The organism is Mesorhizobium sp. B2-5-3, from assembly GCF_006441005.1.
Classification (GTDB): Bacteria; Pseudomonadota; Alphaproteobacteria; order Rhizobiales; family Rhizobiaceae; genus Mesorhizobium.
This window is the reverse complement of the sequence record NZ_VFUS01000002.1, coordinates 469479-487480: the sequence shown is the minus strand read 5'-3', so window position 1 is coordinate 487480 and position 18002 is coordinate 469479. Positions and strand designations below refer to the sequence as shown.

Sequence of the window (18002 nt, the reverse complement as noted above, 5' to 3'; positions counted from 1 at the left end):
CACGGCCGGTGTCCTTATTAGGACGAACGGCAACTAAAGCAAGCCGGCCGCCGTCATCAGGTCGGTGGCCTTCTTGGAGTTCAGCGTCGCGGCATCGATCTTCGGCGCCTGCAGGTCGGCCAGCGGCACCAGCTTCGGATTGGACTCTGCGCCCTTGCCGACCGCGTATTCGAAGGACGTTCCGTTCTTCAGCACGTCCTGGCCGCCCTTGCCGGTCACCCACTTCAGGAAAGCCTGGGCTTCCTTGGGATGCTTGCTCGAAGCCAGCACGCCACCGCCGGAGGTCGAGACGAAGGCGCCCGGATCCTGGTTCTTGAAATAATGCAGCGCAACGTTCTTGCTGTTCTCGCCGGTCTTGGCCTGATCGCCGAAGTAGTAGTAGTGATAGATCACGCCGCCTTCGATCTCGCCGGCGTTGACCGCCTTCATCACGGTGCTGTTGCCCTTATAGGCGGTGAAATTCTGCTTCATCGCCTTCAGCCAGTCCGCCGTCGCGGCTTCGCCCTTGAGCTGCAGCAGCGCGCTGACGATAGCCTGGAAATCGGCGCCCGACGGCGAGGCGGCCCAGCGGCCTTTCCAGCTCGGATCGGCAAGGTCGAGCAGCGACTTGGGCAACTGGTCGGCCTTGAGCTTGGTGGTATTGTAGGCAAAGACGGTGCTGCGGGCGGCAACGCCGACCCATTTGCCGCTCGCTGCCTGATAATCCTGCGGAACCTGCGCCAGTGTGTCGGCGTCGACCGGCGCGAACAGGCCGGCATTCTCGACCAGCACCATGGCCGGCGAATTCTCGGTCAGGAACACGTCGGCGGGCGAGGCGGTGCCCTCCGCGACGATCTGGTTGGAGAAATCGCTGTCGCCGCCATTGCGCAGCGTGACCTTGATGCCGGTTTCCTTGGTGAAGCCGTCGGCCCATTCCTTGGCGAGGCTCTCGTGCTGGGCATTGTAGACGATGATGCCTGTATCCTCAGCCATCGCCTGGCCAGCCATCAGGCTGACCGCCACCACCGCGGCGCCGGCAAGGGTGGAAAGAGCGTATTTCATGGGCGTCGTCCTCGATCTCGTTGAACTGGCACGCAGCACCTATCGATACATGACAGGTGTAGTCAACATTTTTGGCCTGCTTCAATCGGCCGCTGGCGGCATAGGCCCATGCCAGGCGGACAATTCCGCGTGATGGCCGCGCGCGACCGACGGTCCAGGACACAGTCGCCGTCGACGAGCCCAAGTTCGCGTTCGCCCGCAATCTTTCGTGACTTGCCGGTAGTTTGCCTTGGACATTATTTCGCCGGCCACGTAACAAATCAGCGCCGAGGCGCGAAGATCGGGGAGTGAACTCTTGTGAGCGGCAAGGACGAGGCCGAGCTTTCCCGGCTGATGCGAGCCGCGATCGCGGGAGATGAAAGGGCCTATGCCGACTTTCTGCACCGGACGGCCGCTCTGGTTCGCGGTTTTGCCAGGCGCAAGATCGTCAAAGGCGGGGTCGATCCCGAGGATGTCGTGCAGGAAACCTTGCTGGCCATTCATGTGAAACGGCACACCTGGCGCCAGGACGCACCTGTGCTGCCCTGGGTCTATGCCATCGCGCGCTTCAAGTTGATCGACGCGTTCCGGCGGCGCGGACGGCGCATCGAGATCGATGTCGACGATATTGCCGAAACCTTCGCCGAGCCGGAAACGGAAACCGTCAGCGAACGCGACATCAGCCGGGCGCTCGACGGCCTGCCGCCGGCACAGCGCTCCGTGGTGTCGTCCGTGTCGGTGGAGGGGCGCTCGATCGGCGACACGGCAGCCAAGTTCGGCATCAGCGAAACAGCGGTGCGGGTTTCCTTGCATCGCGGACTTGCAGCCATTGCCAAGCGGTTCGGGCAGGGGCGGTTTGGGCGGGAATGACATGAGGACCGAGGATCTCATCAAGGCGCTTGATGCCGACGCCCGCAGCAAGGCGATGCCGCTGCGCTCGGCCTGGTGGCTGGCTGCCGGCGTGGCCGCCGTGATCGCGGGCGCGGTTTTCATGATGACGATCGGTCCGCGCCCCGACTTCATGGCTGCCGCACATACGATGCGCTTTCTTTCGAAGTTCCTGTTCACCATCGTGCTCGCCGCCAGCGCCTTCGCCTTCGTCAGGGCATTGTCGACACCGGGAGCATCGACAGGCAAGGCGGCGGCCTGGATGGCGGCTGCGCCCGTGCTCGTGGCAGTGGCCGTGGTGCTGGAGCTTTACGCCGTGCCCGAGGCCGACTGGGGCAGGCGCCTCGTCGGTTCCAACATGATGGTCTGCATGGGGCTCATCCCGCTGATCGGCATCGGCCCACTGGCCATCTTCCTGTGGATGCTGCGCTATGGCGCGCCGACACGGCCGGTGCTGGCCGGCACGGCCGCGGGCCTGCTCGCCGGCGGGCTGGCGGCAACCTTCTATGCCGCGCATTGCTTTGATGATTCGCCGCTTTTCGTCGCCACCTGGTATACGATCGCGATCGCCGCGCTGGCGCTGCTCGGCGCGCTCGGCGGCCGGTTTTTCGTGCGCTGGTAGCGCGACGCCCGCTGCTGCATCCCGCGCGCATACCGATCCTTAATCATGCCGGCAAATGTTTGCCGGCCGGCGGCATCGCCGATACCCGACGCAACCTTTCCTTAAAATCGATCCGTCAGGATTTTCACGGGAAATGCGATTGCCCACGGGGTGGTACAAATCGTGGCAATGCGAAGGATCATCGGGCCGGCGCCGCACAGACGTGCGGGGTTGGCTCTGCTCGTGGGCGGGACAGCGGCGATGACGGCATCGATCCTGCTGTCGCGGCTGGATCCCGGCGCCGAGACGCTCGAATTATGTGTGCAGGCGTCGGTCGGTGTGGCAGCCGGCGCACTTCTCCTGGCCTGCATGTTCGCGCGCGTCATCCGCAAGGACCGCCGCCAGATCGCCGAGAGCGAGCAGCGCTTCCGCCGTGCCATGGAGGATTCCTCCATCGGCGTCGCCATCGTCGGCCTCGACGGGCGCATTCTTGAGGCCAACCCGGCTTTCGCTGCCATGCTCGACTACCGCCGCGACGAGATCGAGGCGTTGACCTTCTTCCAGCTCACGCATGCCGACGATCTGGAGATCGGGCGGGAGACGATGGAAGACCTGAAGGCCGGCAAGATCGATTCCTTTCATTTCGAGAAGCGCTATCTCAAGAAGGACGGCACGCCCGTCTGGGCCCGGCTGGCCGGCTCCGTCATTCGCGACGGGAATAGCGGCCGGCCGCTGTATCTCGTCTCGCAGATAGAGGACATCGATGCGCGCAAACAGGCCGAGGCGCGGATCGCCGAGGCCGAAACGCGCTGGAACTTTGCGTTGGCCGGCGCCGGCCAGGGCGTCTGGGACTTCGACAAGCGCAGGGGCGGCACCAACTATTCCTCGACCTGGGTCAAGATGCTGGGTTATGCCGACGGGGAACTCGACGGTGACCCCGATCACTGGCTGGCGATGATACATCCCGACGATCGCGAAGCCGTGGCCGAGGCGGACCGCGCCCATCTCGAAGGCCGCACGCCGTTCTTCGAGGCCGAATTCAGGATGCGCCACAAGGATGGCCGCTGGCTCTGGTTCCTCGACCGCGGCAAGGCGATCGAGCGCGACGAAGAGGGGCGGCTGATCAGGGCGATAGGCAGCCTGACCGACATCACCCGGCGCAAGCAGGCGGAGGAGCGCCTCGCCGTGTCGGCGGCCATGCTGGCCGACGAAAAGGAGCGCCTCAAAGTGACGCTCCAGTCGATCGGCGATGCCGTCATCTGCACCGATGCCGCCAACCGCGTCACCTTCATGAATCCTGTCGCCGAAAAGCTGACCGGTGTCTCTTGCAATGATGCCCTCGGCAAGACGCTCGGCCATGTCTATTGGGCGGTCGACGAGGAGACCGGCCACAGGATCGGCGTGGCGCGGCCTGCGATCGGCGGCCAGGGAGCCGATGACCAGAACAGCCGCGCCGTCCTCATCCGGCGCGACGAGACGCGCTGCAGCATCCGGCAGGTCGTGTCGCCGATCATGAACGAACGCAACGAATTCTGCGGACTGGTCATCGTCTTTCAGGACTTCACCGATGCGCGGGCGCTGCAGCGCCAGCTTGCCCACGCCGCCGCGCATGATGCGCTGACCGGCCTTGCCAACCGCGCGAGTTTCATCCGCGCCATGGAAGAACTGGTCGATCAGGCCCGCAAGGAGGGGATCGGACATCAGTTCATGTTCATCGACCTCGATCATTTCAAACTGGTCAACGACACAGGCGGCCACGCGGCGGGAGACGCATTGCTCAAGCGCGTTGCCGAGGCCGTGCGTGGCGTGCTTGGTCCGCAGGACATGGTCGCGCGTCTGGGCGGCGACGAATTCGCGGTCATTCTGAAGTCGGGCTCGGCTGCCGGGGCCAGAATCGCGGCGCGATCCATCATCGATGCGATACAGGGCCTCGACTTCACCTGGGAAGGCCGTCCTCATTCGATCGGCGCCAGCATCGGACTGGCTCCTATCAACGCAGATTGCGGCGCGGTCGACGAGATCATCGCCAGGGCAGACGCCGCCTGCTACGTGGCCAAGGCTGCCGGTCGCGGATGCGTGTCCATGGCGCCGGAGACCGATGCGAAGGACGACAGGGTCGAAATCGAGACGCCCACGCCCCTGGCCGCCGCGTCGTAAACCCGCGCGGCCAGGCCGTGATCAGTCTGGCGGGTCAGCGTGTCGGAACCGGATGCTCGCCGCGATAATCGTAGAAGCCGCGGCCGGTCTTGCGGCCGAGCCAGCCGGCCTCGACATATTTGACCAGCAACGGGCAGGGGCGGTACTTCGAATCCGACAGGCCGTCATGCAGCACCTGCATGATTGACAGGCAGGTGTCCAGGCCGATGAAATCGGCCAGCTGCAGCGGCCCCATCGGATGGTTGGCGCCGAGCCGCATGGCGGTGTCGATCGCATCGACCGTGCCGACGCCTTCATAAAGCGTGTAAATCGCTTCGTTGATCATCGGCAAAAGGATGCGGTTCACGATGAAGGCCGGAAAATCCTCCGAGACCGTGATCGTCTTGTCGAGCTGCTTCACATAGGTCTTCGCCGCCTCGAAGGTCTGGTCCTCGGTGGCGATGCCGCGCACCAGTTCGACCAGCTTCATCAGGGGAACCGGATTCATGAAGTGGATGCCGATGAAGCGCTCGGGGCGGTCAGTCTGCGCGGCTAGCCGCGTGATCGAGATCGACGAGGTATTGGTCGCCAGTATGGCCTCGGGATTGAGCTGCGGACAAAGCTGGGCGTAGATCTTGCGCTTGACCGTCTCGTCCTCGGTCGCCGCCTCGATGACCAGGTCGGCACCGGCGAGATCGGCCATGGATGGCGCCGCCGCGATGCGCGCCATCGCCTGATTGCGGAGCTTCTCGTCGAGCTTGCCGGACCCCACCTGGCGGGCCATGTTGCCGCTGACAGTGGCGATGCCCTTCTCGATACGGTCGGGCGATATATCGTAGATCAGCACCTTGTAGCCCGAAAGCGCGGAGACATGGGCGATGCCGCCGCCCATCTGGCCCGCGCCGATGATGCCGATCGTTTCGATCTTGCTCATTACACCGATCCCGTCGAAAAAGGCCTTTGCGGCCTGCTTTTTGTGCGGTGCAAACTAAAAGGGTGGGGCGACTTCGTCTACCCCACCCCTCACAATTTAATACGCTTTGCGGCAGGGCGTCAAAGCGCCTTCTGCAACTCCGGCAGGACAACGAACAGATCGCCGACGAGGCCATAGTCGGCAACCTGGAAGATCGGCGCTTCCTCGTCCTTGTTGATGGCGACGATGACCTTCGAATCCTTCATGCCGGCGAGGTGCTGGATGGCGCCGGAGATGCCGACGGCGATGTAGAGGTCGGGGGCGACGACCTTGCCGGTCTGGCCGACCTGCCAGTCATTCGGCGCATAACCGGCATCGACGGCGGCGCGGGATGCGCCGACGGCAGCGCCGAGTTTGTCGGCGACCGGCAGGATGACCTCCTGGAACTTCTCCGAGGAGCCGAGCGCGCGGCCGCCCGAGATGATGATCTTGGCCGAGGTCAGTTCCGGACGGTCGGTCTCCGACAGCTTGTTCTCGACAAAGGAGGAGAGGCCCGGATTGGCCGCAGCGCTGACGGTTTCGACAGCGGCCGAACCGCCCTCGGGCGCCGCCTGGAAGGAGGCGGTGCGCACGGTAATGACCTTCTTGGCATCGGTCGACTGTACCGTCTGGATGGCGTTGCCGGCATAGATCGGCCGCTTGAAGGTGTCCGGCGAGACCACTTCGATGATCTCGGAGACCTGCGCCACGTCGAGCAAAGCGGCCACGCGCGGCGCGACGTTCTTGCCCGACGAGGTTGCCGGCGCGACGATGGTGTCATAGGAGCCGGCCAGCGACACGACGAGCGCCGCGGTCGGCTCGGCGAGACGCTCGGCAAGCTCGTCGGCTTCGGCGAGCAGCACCTTGCTCACGCCCTTCAGCTTGGCGGCGGCGTCGGCTGCGCCCTTGGCGCCCTTGCCGGCCACCAGCACATGCACGTCCGAGCCGATCTGCAGCGCGGCCGACAGCGCCTTGGCGGTCTGGTCGGAAAGGGTAGCGTTGTCGTGTTCGGCGATGAGGAGAATGGTCATTTTATCTGTTCCTTCCGATCTCAGAGCACGCCGGCTTCGTTCTTCAGCTTGTCGATGAGCTCGGCGACGCTCTTGACCTTGACGCCCGCCTTGCGGCCGCCCGGCTCTTCGGTCTTGATGACCTTCAGCCGCGGCTTGACGTCGGCGCCGTAGTCGGCCGGGCTCTTCTCGTCGAGCGGCTTCTTCTTGGCCTTCATGATGTTGGGCAGCGATGCATAGCGCGGCTGGTTGAGGCGAAGGTCGGCAGTGACGATCGCGGGCATCTTCAGCTCAACCGTCTGCAAGCCGCCGTCGACCTCGCGCGTCACCCTGGCCTTGTCGCCCTCCAGCACCACCTTGGAAGCAAACGTGCCCTGCGCCCAGCCGAGAAGGGCTGCGAGCATCTGGCCGGTCTGGTTGGAATCATCGTCGATCGCCTGCTTGCCGAGGATGACAAGGCCGGGCTGCTCGGCCTCGACCACGCCCTTCAGCACCTTGGCGACGCCCAGTGGCTCTGTCTGCTCGTCGGTCTTGACCAGGATGGCGCGGTCGGCGCCCATCGCGAGCGCGGTGCGAAGCGTCTCCTGCGCCTGCTGCGGGCCGATCGACACGACGATGATCTCTTCGGCCTTGCCGGCTTCCTTGAGCCGGATCGCCTCTTCCACCGCGATCTCGTCGAATGGGTTCATCGCCATCTTGACGTTGGCCAATTCCACCGCCGAACCGTCAGCCTTGACGCGAACCTTCACGTTCGCATCCACAACCCGCTTCACGGGCACAAGGATCTTCATTTTCCTGTCACCTCTCTTGAGATAGTTGGGGCGCGCTATACCAGCGTGAACCCTGTCAGAGTTGTCGAAAGCCGACATTCCGGATGGAAATTCTGCTCTTCAACCGCCAAAGGCGGGCGGAAACGCTTCCGTAGTTGCGGCGAACCCGCACGTCAATATGCCACGGCGTCGGACAATTCACTCAATCGGTTCAGTCGGGGCCGGGGGCACTTCCCCGACCCCAGCGTGGCACGGGCTGCGCGGCAATCGGCTCGTTTACGGCCGGATCTACGGCGATGGCGGGCTGGTCGGCGGGTGCGGCCTCTTCGTCCGCGCCCGCAAAAAGCGGCACGCCGCGGCTGCGCAGCACGAGCACCAGCACGGCGCCGGCGATGATGCCGCCTATGTGGCAGGCCCAGGAAATCTGGTCCTCGCCACCGGCGGCGAACATGACGATCTGGAACAGCACCCACAGGAGGAGCGGGATGAAGGCCGGGATGCGCAGCGGAATGCGGGCAAAGGCCAGCACCCAGACCTTCACCCTGGGATAGAGGATCAGGTAGGCGACGACCACGCCGGCGATGGCGCCGGAGGCGCCGATCAGCGGCACCTGCGAGTCCCACGCGATGAGGCCCTGGAAGGCGGCTCCGGCGATGGCGCACAGGAGGTAGAAGATGAGATAGCGGATATGGCCGAGCGCGTCCTCGACATTGTCGCCGAACACCCACAGGAACAGCATGTTGCCGCCAAGGTGGAAAATGTCGGCATGCAGGAATGAGTAAGTGAGATAGCTCAGGCTTTCGGGAATGACGATAAAGCGCGGGTCGAGCTCTGCCGTGTCATGCACCACGGAGGGGATGAAGCCGAGGCCGAGCACGGCGGCATTGGTGAAATTCTCGCCCCCGAGCGCGGTGGCGCAATAGACCAGCGCGTTGGCCAGGATCAGGGCGATCGTCACATATTGCAGCCTGATGTGCCGCAGCCTGTTGGTGTCGTAGAGCGGGATGAACATAGGTGCCTGGCCTCTCCCGCCTTGGCATAGTTCAGCGGTTCTTGCCAGGAACCCATAACACGTCGGCATTTCCATTGTCATTGACCGCCCTGGCGGCGACGAACAGGAAATCGGAGACGCGGTTGATGTATTTCAGCCCGTCGCGGTTGACGTGCTCACCAGGATGCTGTGCGAGCGCCACCATCAGCCGCTCGGCCCGCCGCGCCACCGTGCGGGCGAGATGGAGCGCAGCGGCGGCCGGCGCGCCGCCGTTCAGCACGAAGGATTTGAGCGGCTGGAGGTCGTTGTTGAGGAGATCGATGTCGTGTTCGACGCGCTCGGTCTGCGCGGCAATGATGCGCAGCGGCTCGTAGCCGAGCGGCTTGCCGTCGTCGGGCACGGCCAGATCGGCGCCGAGGTCGAAGAGATCGTTCTGGATGCGGGCAAGCATGGCGTCAATCGCCGGGTGGCTTGGGGCGGTGTGAACACGAGCTATGCCAATGCAGGCGTTGGCTTCGTCGACGGTGCCGTAGGCGTCCACCCTGAGATCGGACTTCAGCCGCCGCTCACCCGTGCCGAGCCCGGTGGTGCCGTTGTCGCCGGTGCGGGTGTAGATCTTGTTGAGCTTGACCACGTCGCCTCCCGAACGGCCGGTGTCCTCATTTGCGGGTGAAATACACTGCCAGCAGGATCAGCGCCAGCGCCACGGCCTGCAGCACGACGCGCGTCTGCATCAGCTTGTTGGAGGTCATGCCGGAACCGCCGCGCATCATGTTGATCAGACCCCGGACCAGCACGATCACCACGGCGACCATGACCAGGATGGCAAGGATGTTGAAGACGGATGCCATTTGCGTTTCCAGTCCTTTTCTTGTTCAGGCGCGTTTGGCGAGCAGGCGGTGAAGCATCGATGCCGGAAGGATGCGTTTGAGCGTGGCGCCGACCTTGGCGGGCACTGTTACCACATAGTGCGGGCGCGGGCGCCGCGACAGAAGTGCATGGCGAAGCGCCTTGTGGACCACTTCCGGCCCGGGCTTCAGCGCCGATTGGCTGCCGCCGGTGCGCATCCGTTCCAACTGCGCCTCATAGTCCGCGCGATGCACGGAATTCTCATGGTCGATATTCCTGAGAAACCAGGCGAGTCCGTTGCTGGCGATCTTCGATTTCACCGGCCCCGGCTCGATCAGCGAGACATGCACGCCGCTGCCGGCCAGTTCCTGGCGCTGACAGAGCATCAGCGCCTCCAAAGCGTGTTTGGATGCCGAATAGGCGCCGCGAAAACGTACCGGCACCAGGCCAAGGATCGACGAGCAATGAACGATCCGGCCACCGCCCTGGCGGCGCATCACAGGCACCACCCGGCCGGTCAGGTCGTGCCAGCCGAAGAAATTGGCCTCGAACTGCTCCCGCAAGGCGGCCACCGGCAGATCCTCGACCGCGCCCGCTTGCGCATAGGCGCCGTTGTTGAACAGAGCATCGATCCTGCCGCCGGTCCGCTCCAGCACTGAAGCCGCAAGCGCTTCGATGGAGGCAGGTTCGCGATAGTCGAGATAGAACGCCTCGATTCCCTCTTTTTCCAGGGCCGCGATGTCTTCGGGCTTGCGCGCCGTGGCGAACACCCGCCAGCCTTCCGCCTTGAGCGCCCGCGCGCAATAAGCGCCTATGCCGGACGACGCGCCGGTGACGATGATGACGCGCAACGCGCGTGCCGACGGATTCGTCTTATGACCAAGGGTTGCCATTTGCCGCATTCCCTTCCCATATTCGCGGCGTCGAGACAATCGAAGGGGAGCGCGGTTCTTGTTGCGGAATATCGTCGCCCTGCGCCGCGTGCTCTACGACGCGATCGGTCATTTCAACACCGATGACGGCTGGGCGATGGCCAGCCATCTGGCAATCACCTCGCTGATGGCGCTGTTTCCGTTCCTGATCTTCGCCACCACGCTGGCGAGCTTCCTCGGCGCGCAAGCCTTCGCCGACACGGCCGTGCACCTGGTCTTCGACACCTGGCCGGAGCAAATCGCCAAACCGATCGCGCGAGAGGTGCTGAACGTGCTCACCGTGCGACGATCGGACCTGCTCACCTACGGTGTGCTGCTGGCCGCCTATTTCGCCTCGAACGGCATCGAGGCGCTGCGCACCTCGCTCAACCGAGCCTATCGCGTCACCGAGACGCGCGGCATCATCTATCGCCGCGTGCAGAGCATCTTCTTCGTGCTGATCGCCACGGCAGGCTTCCTGGCGATCAGCGTGCTCCTGGTCTTCGCGCCATTGCTGGCGCGGCTGGCCGAGGCGCATTTCGAGTGGATAAAACCCTATACGGGCACCATCACGCTGTGGCGCTACGTCATCGCCTCGACCGTCATAGTCGGCGGTCTGTTTTCAGTGCATTACTGGCTGCCGGCCGGCAAGCGCCGTTTCGTCTCGCTGATCCCCGGCATCGTCTTCACGCTCGCCGCATGGCTGATCGGCTCGACCATTTTCGCCACCTATCTCGACCATTTCTCGTCCTATGTGACGACCTATGCCGGGCTTGCCTCGATCATGATCGCGGTGGTCTTTCTCTACATCGTGTCCGCGATCTTCATTCTCGGCGGCGAACTCAACGCAGCAATCAGCCGCTATCTCGAGGCACGCGCGCGGGTGGGATGACCGGCTGAATTGAAGAACTGGAGAATTGGAGAATTGGAGAATTGAAGAAGAAGCCCCCAGCGCCAGATGGCACCATTTTCCTCAATTCCTCAATTCCTCAATTCCTCAATTCCTCATTTCTACAATTCTTCCCTTGGTCTGCCGCGCCGTTGCCAGACCGACACCGAAGGTCGTGATCGCCATGCCGGCAATCTGAAGCGCGTTGAGCTGCTCGTCGAACAAGGCCCAGGCGATGACGGCCGTCACCGCCGGCACCAGATAGAACAGCGAAGCGACCTTCGACATCTCGCCGTCGCGGATCATCACCATCAGAAGGAAGATGGCGCCGATCGACAGCACCAGCACCAGCCAGGCCATGGCGAAGATCAATTCGCCGTTGATGACGACCGTGTGGGTCTCGAAGGCCAGTGAAGCCAGGATCATCACCGAAGCGCCGCCGACATATTGCCACATGGTCGCGGCGACGAGGTCGCCGCCGGAAGCAAAACGCTTCTGCCATATCGTGCCGGCGCTCATGCCGAGCACCGAGACGAGCGAAGCCGTCAACGTGGCTGACGTCACGCCGCCGCCGAGCGCGCCGAGCTTTGGCCAGAGCACGATGACGACGCCGGCCAGGCCGACCGCGAGGCCGGCCCAATGGCGCGGCAGGATCGCCTCGCCGAGAAACTTGCCGGCGAGCACCGCCGTGATCAGCGGCTGCAGGCCGACAATCAGCGCCGACAGCCCGGCGGGCATGCCCCTGTGGATAGCCCAGAAGACCGCGCCGAGATAGACGCCATGCATCAGAATGCCGGCCCCGGTGGCGTGCAATGCCTCTTCGCGGGAGGCTCTCTTGGAGCCAAGCACGACCACCAGGCCGGCGAACAACGCCGCCGCCAGGACGAAGCGCGCAGCCAGGAACGTAAACGGTTCGGCCCACGGCATGGCATAGCGGGCGCCGATGAAGCCGGTCGCCCACAGGACGACGAAAGTGGCGGGGATGAGCCGCTTGACGCTGTGCATTTTCCGGGGACCGCGCTTGATGAGAATTGAGCCGTGGCGAAGCTCTAGTCCGGTTCAAGCCGGCGCGCAAAACGAAACGATTGATCCATGCATCACCGGAATTCAACCAGCCGCCTTTTCTGCAAGCTGTCTCTTCGGCCTTCGCCTGCGTCAGAGACCGACCATCCGCCTGACATCGTGAGCCGACACGCCCGCTTCGCGCAAGACGGCAAGGCCGGTGTCCTTCAGGCTTTTCGACAGCTTGCGCCCGTCGGGTCCCAGGATCAGCCGGTGATGGAAATAGGCTGGCTGCGGCAGGCCAAGCAGTTCCTGAAGCAGCCGCTGTACCCCGGTGGCGGAATAAAGATCCTGGCCGCGCACGACATGGCTGACGCCCTGCAGCGCATCGTCGACGACGACGGCGAGATGATAGCTGGTCGGGATTTCGCGGCGCGCCACGATCACGTCGCCCCAATCGCGCGGGCGGGCCTCGACGACGCGCGTCGCGGAAAGCGATTCGTCTGAAAATTCGTTCCATGACAAATCCTTGCCGACGCGTGCCATCGCCGCATCGACATCCAGCCGCCAGGCGAAGGGAGCGCCCTCGGCAATGCGGCGCCGGCGTTCCTTCGCCGGCAGAGCCTTGTCGACGGCGGGATAGACCGGCACGCCGTCGGGATCGCGCGGCCAGTCGCGCTTTTCGCTCTCGGTGATGAAAGCCCGGATCTCGCTTCTGCTCATGAAGGCGGGATAGACAAGGTCCTCCCGGATCAGCCGGTCAAGCACCGTCTCATAACAGGCGAAGTGCTCGGATTGCCGTCGTACAGGCTGTTCCCAGGCAAGACCGAGCCATTTCAGGTCGGCAAAGATGCCCGCCTCGAATTCCGGCGAGCAGCGCGTGGTGTCGATATCCTCGATGCGCAGCAGCAGGCGGCCGCCGACCGCTCGCGCCAGTTTCTGGTTGAGCAGCGCCGAAAAGGCATGGCCGAGATGCAGTTCGCCATTGGGACTGGGCGCGAAACGGAATGTCAGGAGTGTCATCTCTTGAGCGGCAATCGGGTTGTGCGGCGGTTTTGCCAATTGCTACCGTGCGGCCGGTTCAGGAACAAGAAAGCATGCAACGTATCGCCACATTGGACGACATCGCCCGGGGGCTCGACGCGCTTTGCGCGATCGACCCAAGGCTGGAAAAGATCCGCGGCATGGCGGGCGAGGTGCCGCTACGGCTTTCCCAACCGGGATTCTTGAGCCTTGCCTCGATCATCGTCTCGCAGCAGGTGTCGCGCGCCAGCGCCGATGCGATCTTCGGCCGGCTGACGAAACTGGTCGACCCGCTGACGCCGCTGGCGATCCTTGCCGCCGGCGAGGATATGTTTCGCGAGGCGGGCCTGTCGCGACCCAAGCAACGCGGCCTCCTCGCCGCCGCCCAGGCGGTGGCGGACGGCCTCGATCTTCATCATTTGTGTTCGCTTGACGCCGGCGAGGCAATCACGACCATGACGGCGGTGCCCGGTATCGGTCCGTGGACGGCGCAGGTGTATCTGCTGTTCGCCGCAGGCCATCCCGACATCTTCCCGGCGCGCGATGTCGCGCTCCAGACCGCCGTCGGCCATGCGCTCGGCATCGACCCGCGTCCGCAGGAGAAAACACTGATCCAACTCGCCGAATCATGGAGCCCATGGAGAGGTGTCGCATCGCGGCTTTTCTGGTCCTATTATCGCGAATTGAAGGGCAGGGATGCCGCACCCCCGGCCTGAAAACGCGAAAAAGCATCAAAATCTCGTTTTTTTGTGCCTTCGGACGCGTGACAATCCGCTTCACATCCCTGTCATGTCGGGCTTACAGTATCCGCGCCATTCAGGTTAGAGAACCAAGGAGGCCAACGACGTGACGGTTGCCGTATCTCCGGATGGGCTTCCAGCGCTGGTGCTGAATGCGGATTACCGTCCGCTCAGCTATTACCCCCTGTCGCTCTGGTCGTGGCAGGACGCCATCAAGGCGGTGTTCCTCGAACGGGTGAACATCGTCGCCGAATACGAGCACGCGGTGTCCTCGCCGACCTTCTCGATGAAGCTGCCGAGCGTCGTCAGCCTGAAGGCCTATGTGAAGCCGTCGCGGCATCCAGCCTTCACACGCTTCAACGTCTTCCTGCGCGACCGCTTCCAGTGCCAGTATTGCGGCACGCCCGACGATCTGACCTTCGATCACGTCATCCCCCGCCATCGCGGGGGTGCTACGACGTGGGAGAATGTCGTCGCCGCCTGTTCGCCCTGCAATCTCAGGAAAGGTGGCATGATGCCGGCCCATGCCAAGATGTGGCCGTTGCAGAAGCCCTACCAGCCGACGGTGCACGACCTGCACAATAATGGCCGTCTGTTCCCGCCCAACCATCTGCATGAAAGCTGGATGGATTATCTGTACTGGGATGTCGAACTCGAACCCTGAGATCGTCCGAGAATTCGGGACGCTGGCCGTCTGAAGCGATTGTCTCCATGATAGTCTGACATACCCTGATATCGGACCAGCTCGGCCGCGCTCACTTATCAGCGGCTTCGCGTTTTGAGGACCGGCTTCCTCCACTCCGTCGCCGCTTCGCAGCGCCACCTCTCCCCCCTCCGGAGGGAGAGGAAAGGAGCCTGAGGCAATAGGTTCGCGCCATTCCTCTCCCCCGTCGATCGGGGGAGAGGTGGCTCGGCGGAGCCGAGACGGAGTGGGGGTCGACCTGGCTCGGACGTCGAAAGCCGCGCTATCCGACTCGGCCCGCCGGATTTCTGCTCGAACTCTTGTCGTGCCGTTCGGTTGAACGGACTCAGTCGCGCGAAAGCGCGCTGCGGAAGGCGATGGCCGCGAGGACAAGGCTGGCGATGGCGTTCCAGCCGGCGAGCGACAGGCCGAGAATGCGAAGCGCGGCCTTGTCGCAGGACGGGGGCACGAATTTGTCGAGCGCGTCGAGGACGCCTTTGCCGCCGGTGTCGACCGGGCCTCCGCCCGCGGTGCAATCGGCCGGGCCCTGCCACCAGGCCCACTCCACGCCGGCATGATAGATGCCGAGATAAAGGCCATAGAGCATCAGCAGGCCGCCGATGGCCAGCAAGCCGCGCACCACCCATGCCGGCGCGTGCAGCGCCGATGCAAGCAGCGCCAGCAGCATCAGCGGCACGCCGATATAGTAGGGCGTGCGCTGTTCCAGGCAGAGATGGCAAGGGATGTAGCCGCCAATGTACTGGAAGGCGAGCGCGGAGCCGACAGTGGCGGCCATGGCTACGGCAAGGAACAGGGCCGTCATGGTCCGCTGGCGTCCGGTGTTGGCAGTCATGGTCGCAGTCATGGGGTCTTTCGTCCGTTATGTTCGCCGCTCGCCCGGTCTTGTGGTCCATGTCGCCACGCCGCCGCGCGGTTTGGGCGACATGAATCAGAAGGCGTATTTGACCAGGATATAGAGCAAAATCAGGGCGGCTGCCGCCGCACCCGCGATCAGGCCGAGGCGCTTTTCGATGAACTCGCGGATCGGCTCGCCATAGCGGCGCAGCAGCCAGGCCAGGAGCAGGAAGCGCCCGCCGCGCGCCACGATTGCCAGCGCGATGAACAGCAAAAGATTGACGCCGATGACCCCCGAAAGGATCGTCACCACCTTGATCGGCGGCAGATGGGCGGCGCCCGAGGTGATCAGCATCAAGATGATGAAGCCGATGCCCGAAGAGACGCGCAGCGCCTCGAACTCGTCATACTTGCCGTAGAATTCGAGGATGGGCCGCGCCAGCGCGTCGTAGGCGTAGTGGCCGATGAACCAGCCGGCGATGCCGCCCAGCACGGAGGCGACGGTGGCGATCAGCGCATAGCGATAGGCGCGATCAGGCCGCGACAGTGCCATCGGCAGATAGAGCACGTCGGCCGGCACCAGGAACACGGAACTCTCGACGAAGGCGATGAAGGCCAGCCACCATTCGGCGGATTTGCGCGCCGCCAGCGACAAGGTCCAGTCGTACAGTCCGCGAAGCATCGGCTCTCCTAATGTCGTAAATGCCTACCGCACGGCGCCCACATGCACGGCGTGGCCGGCATAAGGGCAGGCAGAAAACCAGGGGCATGGATGAAACAGGTGCATGCGTGAAACCAAGACCCGAAGCGCGCCGCGTTCCTTCTTCCGGACGCCAGGCGCTTCGACACGACGCCTGTCTAGAAAGATTTTCCGCGCCGCACAATGGCAGTGCCCGCAGGAAACCGAAAGGGGCGGTTTGGTCGCGGCTCCGCAGGCTATCGGCAACAGGCCAGTTGACGAACAGGCCTCCAACCGTATAGTCCGCGCCATCCAGGCCGCCCGGCCTGAGCCCCTATGGCGGAATTGGTAGACGCGCTCGACTCAAAATCGAGTTCCGCAAGGAGTGCTGGTTCGATCCCGGCTAGGGGCACCACTGGACCCTCTTGGAGCCAGGAAATTCAACAGCAGCAAGGGCTTAGAAGTCCCCTGAGGTACAACGCAAGGTACCGACAGAGGACAGTTATGGTCAACGTGACGATGAAGTATTTGCAGGAGCGACAGGGGAAGAAGCGTGGGACGCTGTCCTACCGATACCGCCGCCCGGTGCCGGGGGCGCTCAAAGAGCATCTTGGAAAGGGCGAGTTGGTCGTGCCGCTGGGCAAGACGCTTGTCGCCGCTACGAAGGCCTACAGCAAGGTTGACAAAGAAGTTGAGAAGGCGCTCGCCGAAGCGTGGGACGCCCTCAACGGAAAGACGAAGGCGGCGAAGGTTCAGCAGGACAAGACGGCGCGCGAGCTATTCAACGATGCGATGGATCGGGCACGAGACCTTGGGGTCAACCCGTATCGCCATGATGATCACGACAGCGACGATGCCGACGACGAGGTGCGGGAGCTGATAGCCGATAGCGTCGCGAAGCAGTACCGCCCCAGCTACCGGGCGACGGGTGGTGCCTATGCGACCGACGTTGATGAGCCCGACGAGCCGGCGGGGGTGACGAAGGCTGATGCAACATTGCTCCGAGTGTTGATGACGCCCGACCCCAAGGCCCCTCCGGTGACCATCATGGACGCCAAGAAGCGTTATCTTCAGGACCGCTTTGCGTTGAGGGAGCCGGGCGAACTGGAGCGGAAAAAGGACGAGCAGCGCGCGGAACGGGCGGCGGACGCCATCGTCGAGGCGCTGGGGCGAGTGCCGACTGTCGCAAGTATCTCGCGTGAGGAGGCCCGCAAGGTGCAAGCGTACCTTAAGGGCAGGGTCGCTGCCGGGACGGTGGACCGCTATCTCAACGACGTTCGGTCGATCATCAACCACGCGATTGCCGAGTTCCCCGACCTCCACGAGTTGAAGAACCATTTCACTGGGCTGCCGATCCTCGCGGGCGGTCGTTATGGCGGGCCCACGGCAGATGAAGAAGGAAGGCCTCTGACGGTCGAGGAGGCGACGGCAATCCGGGACAGGATCGAGAGACTGTCCAGACAACCCGACCTCATCCTTATTTGGAGGATGCTGGAGGGCACTGGCTGCCGTCTTGCGGAAGTGACCGGCCTCCGGGTTGTGGACGTCGCGGCGGACGGCGAGATGCCCTACCTCGACATCAGGCCGCATGATCGGCGGGGTCTCAAGACCGTGGCGTCAATCCGCAGGGTGCCGCTTGTTGGTGACGCCCTCGACGCGACCCGCGCGGCCCTCAAGTTGATAGGCGAAAGTGACATGCTGTTCCCGCGCTATGGCGTTGAAGGCGGCAACACATCAGCCTCAGCGGCGCTCATGAAGCACGTTCGGGAGATCACCGACGACAAGTTGGCGAGGGTGCATTCGCTTCGGCACAACATGGCTGACAAGCTCAAGATTGCGGAGGTCGAAGAGGCTGACCGGAAGCTGGTTCTTGGCCATGCATTGGGCGGGGAAGGGAAGCGTTATGGTGGAGCAGAGGGACGGCTTGTGGCGGCGACGAGGGCCATGCGGAGGGCTATGGGCATAACTTAATGCGGCGGCTAGACTTGTGGCAGCAAACAAGGA

19 protein-coding genes and 1 tRNA gene are annotated in these 18002 nt (G+C 63.7%); 8 read left to right on the top strand and 12 right to left on the bottom strand.

Annotation, left to right across the window (positions count from 1 at the left end; all coding sequences use genetic code 11):
* Nucleotides 1–33 precede the first annotated feature (33 nt).
* Entirely contained in the window at nucleotides 34–1041 is a 1008-nt protein-coding gene (locus FJ867_RS07000) for an iron ABC transporter substrate-binding protein (protein ID WP_140513868.1), read from the bottom strand.
* Nucleotides 1042–1338: 297 nt separating this feature from the next.
* Between FJ867_RS07000 and FJ867_RS06995 the strand changes: the two genes are divergently transcribed.
* The 3 genes from FJ867_RS06995 (at nucleotide 1339) to FJ867_RS06985 (ending at nucleotide 4666) form a co-directional block, all read left to right on the top strand.
* Nucleotides 1339–1890 (top strand): sigma-70 family RNA polymerase sigma factor, encoded by a 552-nt coding sequence (locus FJ867_RS06995; RefSeq protein WP_140500812.1) that lies wholly within the window; start codon nucleotides 1339–1341, stop codon nucleotides 1888–1890.
* A gap of 1 nt (nucleotide 1891) precedes the next feature.
* A complete protein-coding gene (locus FJ867_RS06990; RefSeq protein WP_140500813.1) occupies nucleotides 1892–2530 on the top strand; it encodes an NrsF family protein in 639 nt (212 codons plus the stop codon).
* 240 nt (nucleotides 2531–2770) lie between these two features.
* Nucleotides 2771–4666 carry a PAS domain S-box protein gene (locus FJ867_RS06985; RefSeq protein ID WP_224655978.1) on the top strand — a complete coding sequence of 632 codons (1896 nt, stop codon included), beginning with the start codon at nucleotides 2771–2773 and terminating at the stop codon, nucleotides 4664–4666.
* A 34-nt stretch (nucleotides 4667–4700) separates the two neighbouring features.
* Here FJ867_RS06985 and FJ867_RS06980 read toward each other — a convergent pair whose 3' ends face one another.
* From FJ867_RS06980 to FJ867_RS06950, 7 genes are all read right to left on the bottom strand, one after another.
* A complete protein-coding gene (locus FJ867_RS06980) occupies nucleotides 4701–5579 on the bottom strand; it encodes a 3-hydroxybutyryl-CoA dehydrogenase (RefSeq protein WP_140500869.1) in 879 nt (292 codons plus the stop codon).
* Between the two features lie 119 nt (nucleotides 5580–5698).
* Complete coding sequence (locus FJ867_RS06975) at nucleotides 5699–6628, bottom strand: electron transfer flavoprotein subunit alpha/FixB family protein (RefSeq protein WP_140558136.1); 930 nt, start codon at nucleotides 6626–6628, stop codon at nucleotides 5699–5701.
* Nucleotides 6629–6648: 20 nt separating this feature from the next.
* Nucleotides 6649–7398, bottom strand: a complete 750-nt coding sequence (locus FJ867_RS06970; RefSeq protein ID WP_140525441.1) for an electron transfer flavoprotein subunit beta/FixA family protein — start codon at nucleotides 7396–7398, stop codon at nucleotides 6649–6651.
* A gap of 190 nt (nucleotides 7399–7588) precedes the next feature.
* Nucleotides 7589–8389 (bottom strand): rhomboid family intramembrane serine protease, encoded by an 801-nt coding sequence (locus tag FJ867_RS06965; RefSeq protein WP_140500872.1) that lies wholly within the window; start codon nucleotides 8387–8389, stop codon nucleotides 7589–7591.
* A gap of 31 nt (nucleotides 8390–8420) precedes the next feature.
* Nucleotides 8421–9002 (bottom strand): cob(I)yrinic acid a,c-diamide adenosyltransferase, encoded by a 582-nt coding sequence (locus FJ867_RS06960; RefSeq protein WP_140816862.1) that lies wholly within the window; start codon nucleotides 9000–9002, stop codon nucleotides 8421–8423.
* Between the two features lie 25 nt (nucleotides 9003–9027).
* Complete coding sequence (locus FJ867_RS06955) at nucleotides 9028–9219, bottom strand: twin transmembrane helix small protein (RefSeq protein ID WP_140500874.1); 192 nt, start codon at nucleotides 9217–9219, stop codon at nucleotides 9028–9030.
* Between the two features lie 24 nt (nucleotides 9220–9243).
* A complete protein-coding gene (locus tag FJ867_RS06950) occupies nucleotides 9244–10110 on the bottom strand; it encodes an SDR family oxidoreductase (RefSeq protein ID WP_140816860.1) in 867 nt (288 codons plus the stop codon).
* A gap of 58 nt (nucleotides 10111–10168) precedes the next feature.
* On the opposite strand from FJ867_RS06950, the gene FJ867_RS06945 reads away from it, so the two are divergent.
* The gene (locus tag FJ867_RS06945) at nucleotides 10169–11020 is read left to right on the top strand and encodes a YihY/virulence factor BrkB family protein (RefSeq protein ID WP_140500876.1); all 852 of its coding nucleotides are present in this window, start codon (nucleotides 10169–10171) and stop codon (nucleotides 11018–11020) included.
* Between the two features lie 105 nt (nucleotides 11021–11125).
* On the opposite strand, the gene FJ867_RS06940 is transcribed toward FJ867_RS06945, so the two are convergent.
* Both FJ867_RS06940 and gluQRS read right to left on the bottom strand, forming a co-directional pair.
* Nucleotides 11126–12022 (bottom strand): DMT family transporter, encoded by an 897-nt coding sequence (locus FJ867_RS06940; protein ID WP_140685848.1) that lies wholly within the window; start codon nucleotides 12020–12022, stop codon nucleotides 11126–11128.
* A 150-nt stretch (nucleotides 12023–12172) separates the two neighbouring features.
* Complete coding sequence (gene gluQRS / locus FJ867_RS06935) at nucleotides 12173–13042, bottom strand: tRNA glutamyl-Q(34) synthetase GluQRS (protein WP_140500878.1); 870 nt, start codon at nucleotides 13040–13042, stop codon at nucleotides 12173–12175.
* Nucleotides 13043–13116: 74 nt separating this feature from the next.
* Here gluQRS and FJ867_RS06930 point away from each other — a divergent pair, with 74 nt between their 5' ends.
* Both FJ867_RS06930 and FJ867_RS06925 read left to right on the top strand, forming a co-directional pair.
* A complete protein-coding gene (locus tag FJ867_RS06930) occupies nucleotides 13117–13758 on the top strand; it encodes a DNA-3-methyladenine glycosylase (RefSeq protein ID WP_140500879.1) in 642 nt (213 codons plus the stop codon).
* Between the two features lie 130 nt (nucleotides 13759–13888).
* Nucleotides 13889–14446 carry an HNH endonuclease gene (locus FJ867_RS06925; RefSeq protein ID WP_023677956.1) on the top strand — a complete coding sequence of 186 codons (558 nt, stop codon included), beginning with the start codon at nucleotides 13889–13891 and terminating at the stop codon, nucleotides 14444–14446.
* 364 nt (nucleotides 14447–14810) lie between these two features.
* On the opposite strand, the gene FJ867_RS06915 is transcribed toward FJ867_RS06925, so the two are convergent.
* Nucleotides 14811–15329, bottom strand: coding sequence for a disulfide bond formation protein B (locus tag FJ867_RS06915; protein WP_140500880.1), 519 nt, complete (start codon nucleotides 15327–15329; stop codon nucleotides 14811–14813).
* 84 nt (nucleotides 15330–15413) lie between these two features.
* The gene (locus FJ867_RS06910) at nucleotides 15414–16001 is read right to left on the bottom strand and encodes a YqaA family protein (protein WP_140500881.1); all 588 of its coding nucleotides are present in this window, start codon (nucleotides 15999–16001) and stop codon (nucleotides 15414–15416) included.
* Nucleotides 16002–16328: 327 nt separating this feature from the next.
* Between FJ867_RS06910 and FJ867_RS06905 the strand changes: the two genes are divergently transcribed.
* Both FJ867_RS06905 and FJ867_RS06900 read left to right on the top strand, forming a co-directional pair.
* Nucleotides 16329–16413, top strand: a tRNA-Leu gene (locus FJ867_RS06905).
* Nucleotides 16414–16502: 89 nt separating this feature from the next.
* Nucleotides 16503–17969 (top strand): tyrosine-type recombinase/integrase, encoded by a 1467-nt coding sequence (locus FJ867_RS06900; RefSeq protein WP_140816858.1) that lies wholly within the window; start codon nucleotides 16503–16505, stop codon nucleotides 17967–17969.
* Nucleotides 17970–18002: the final 33 nt, after the last annotated feature.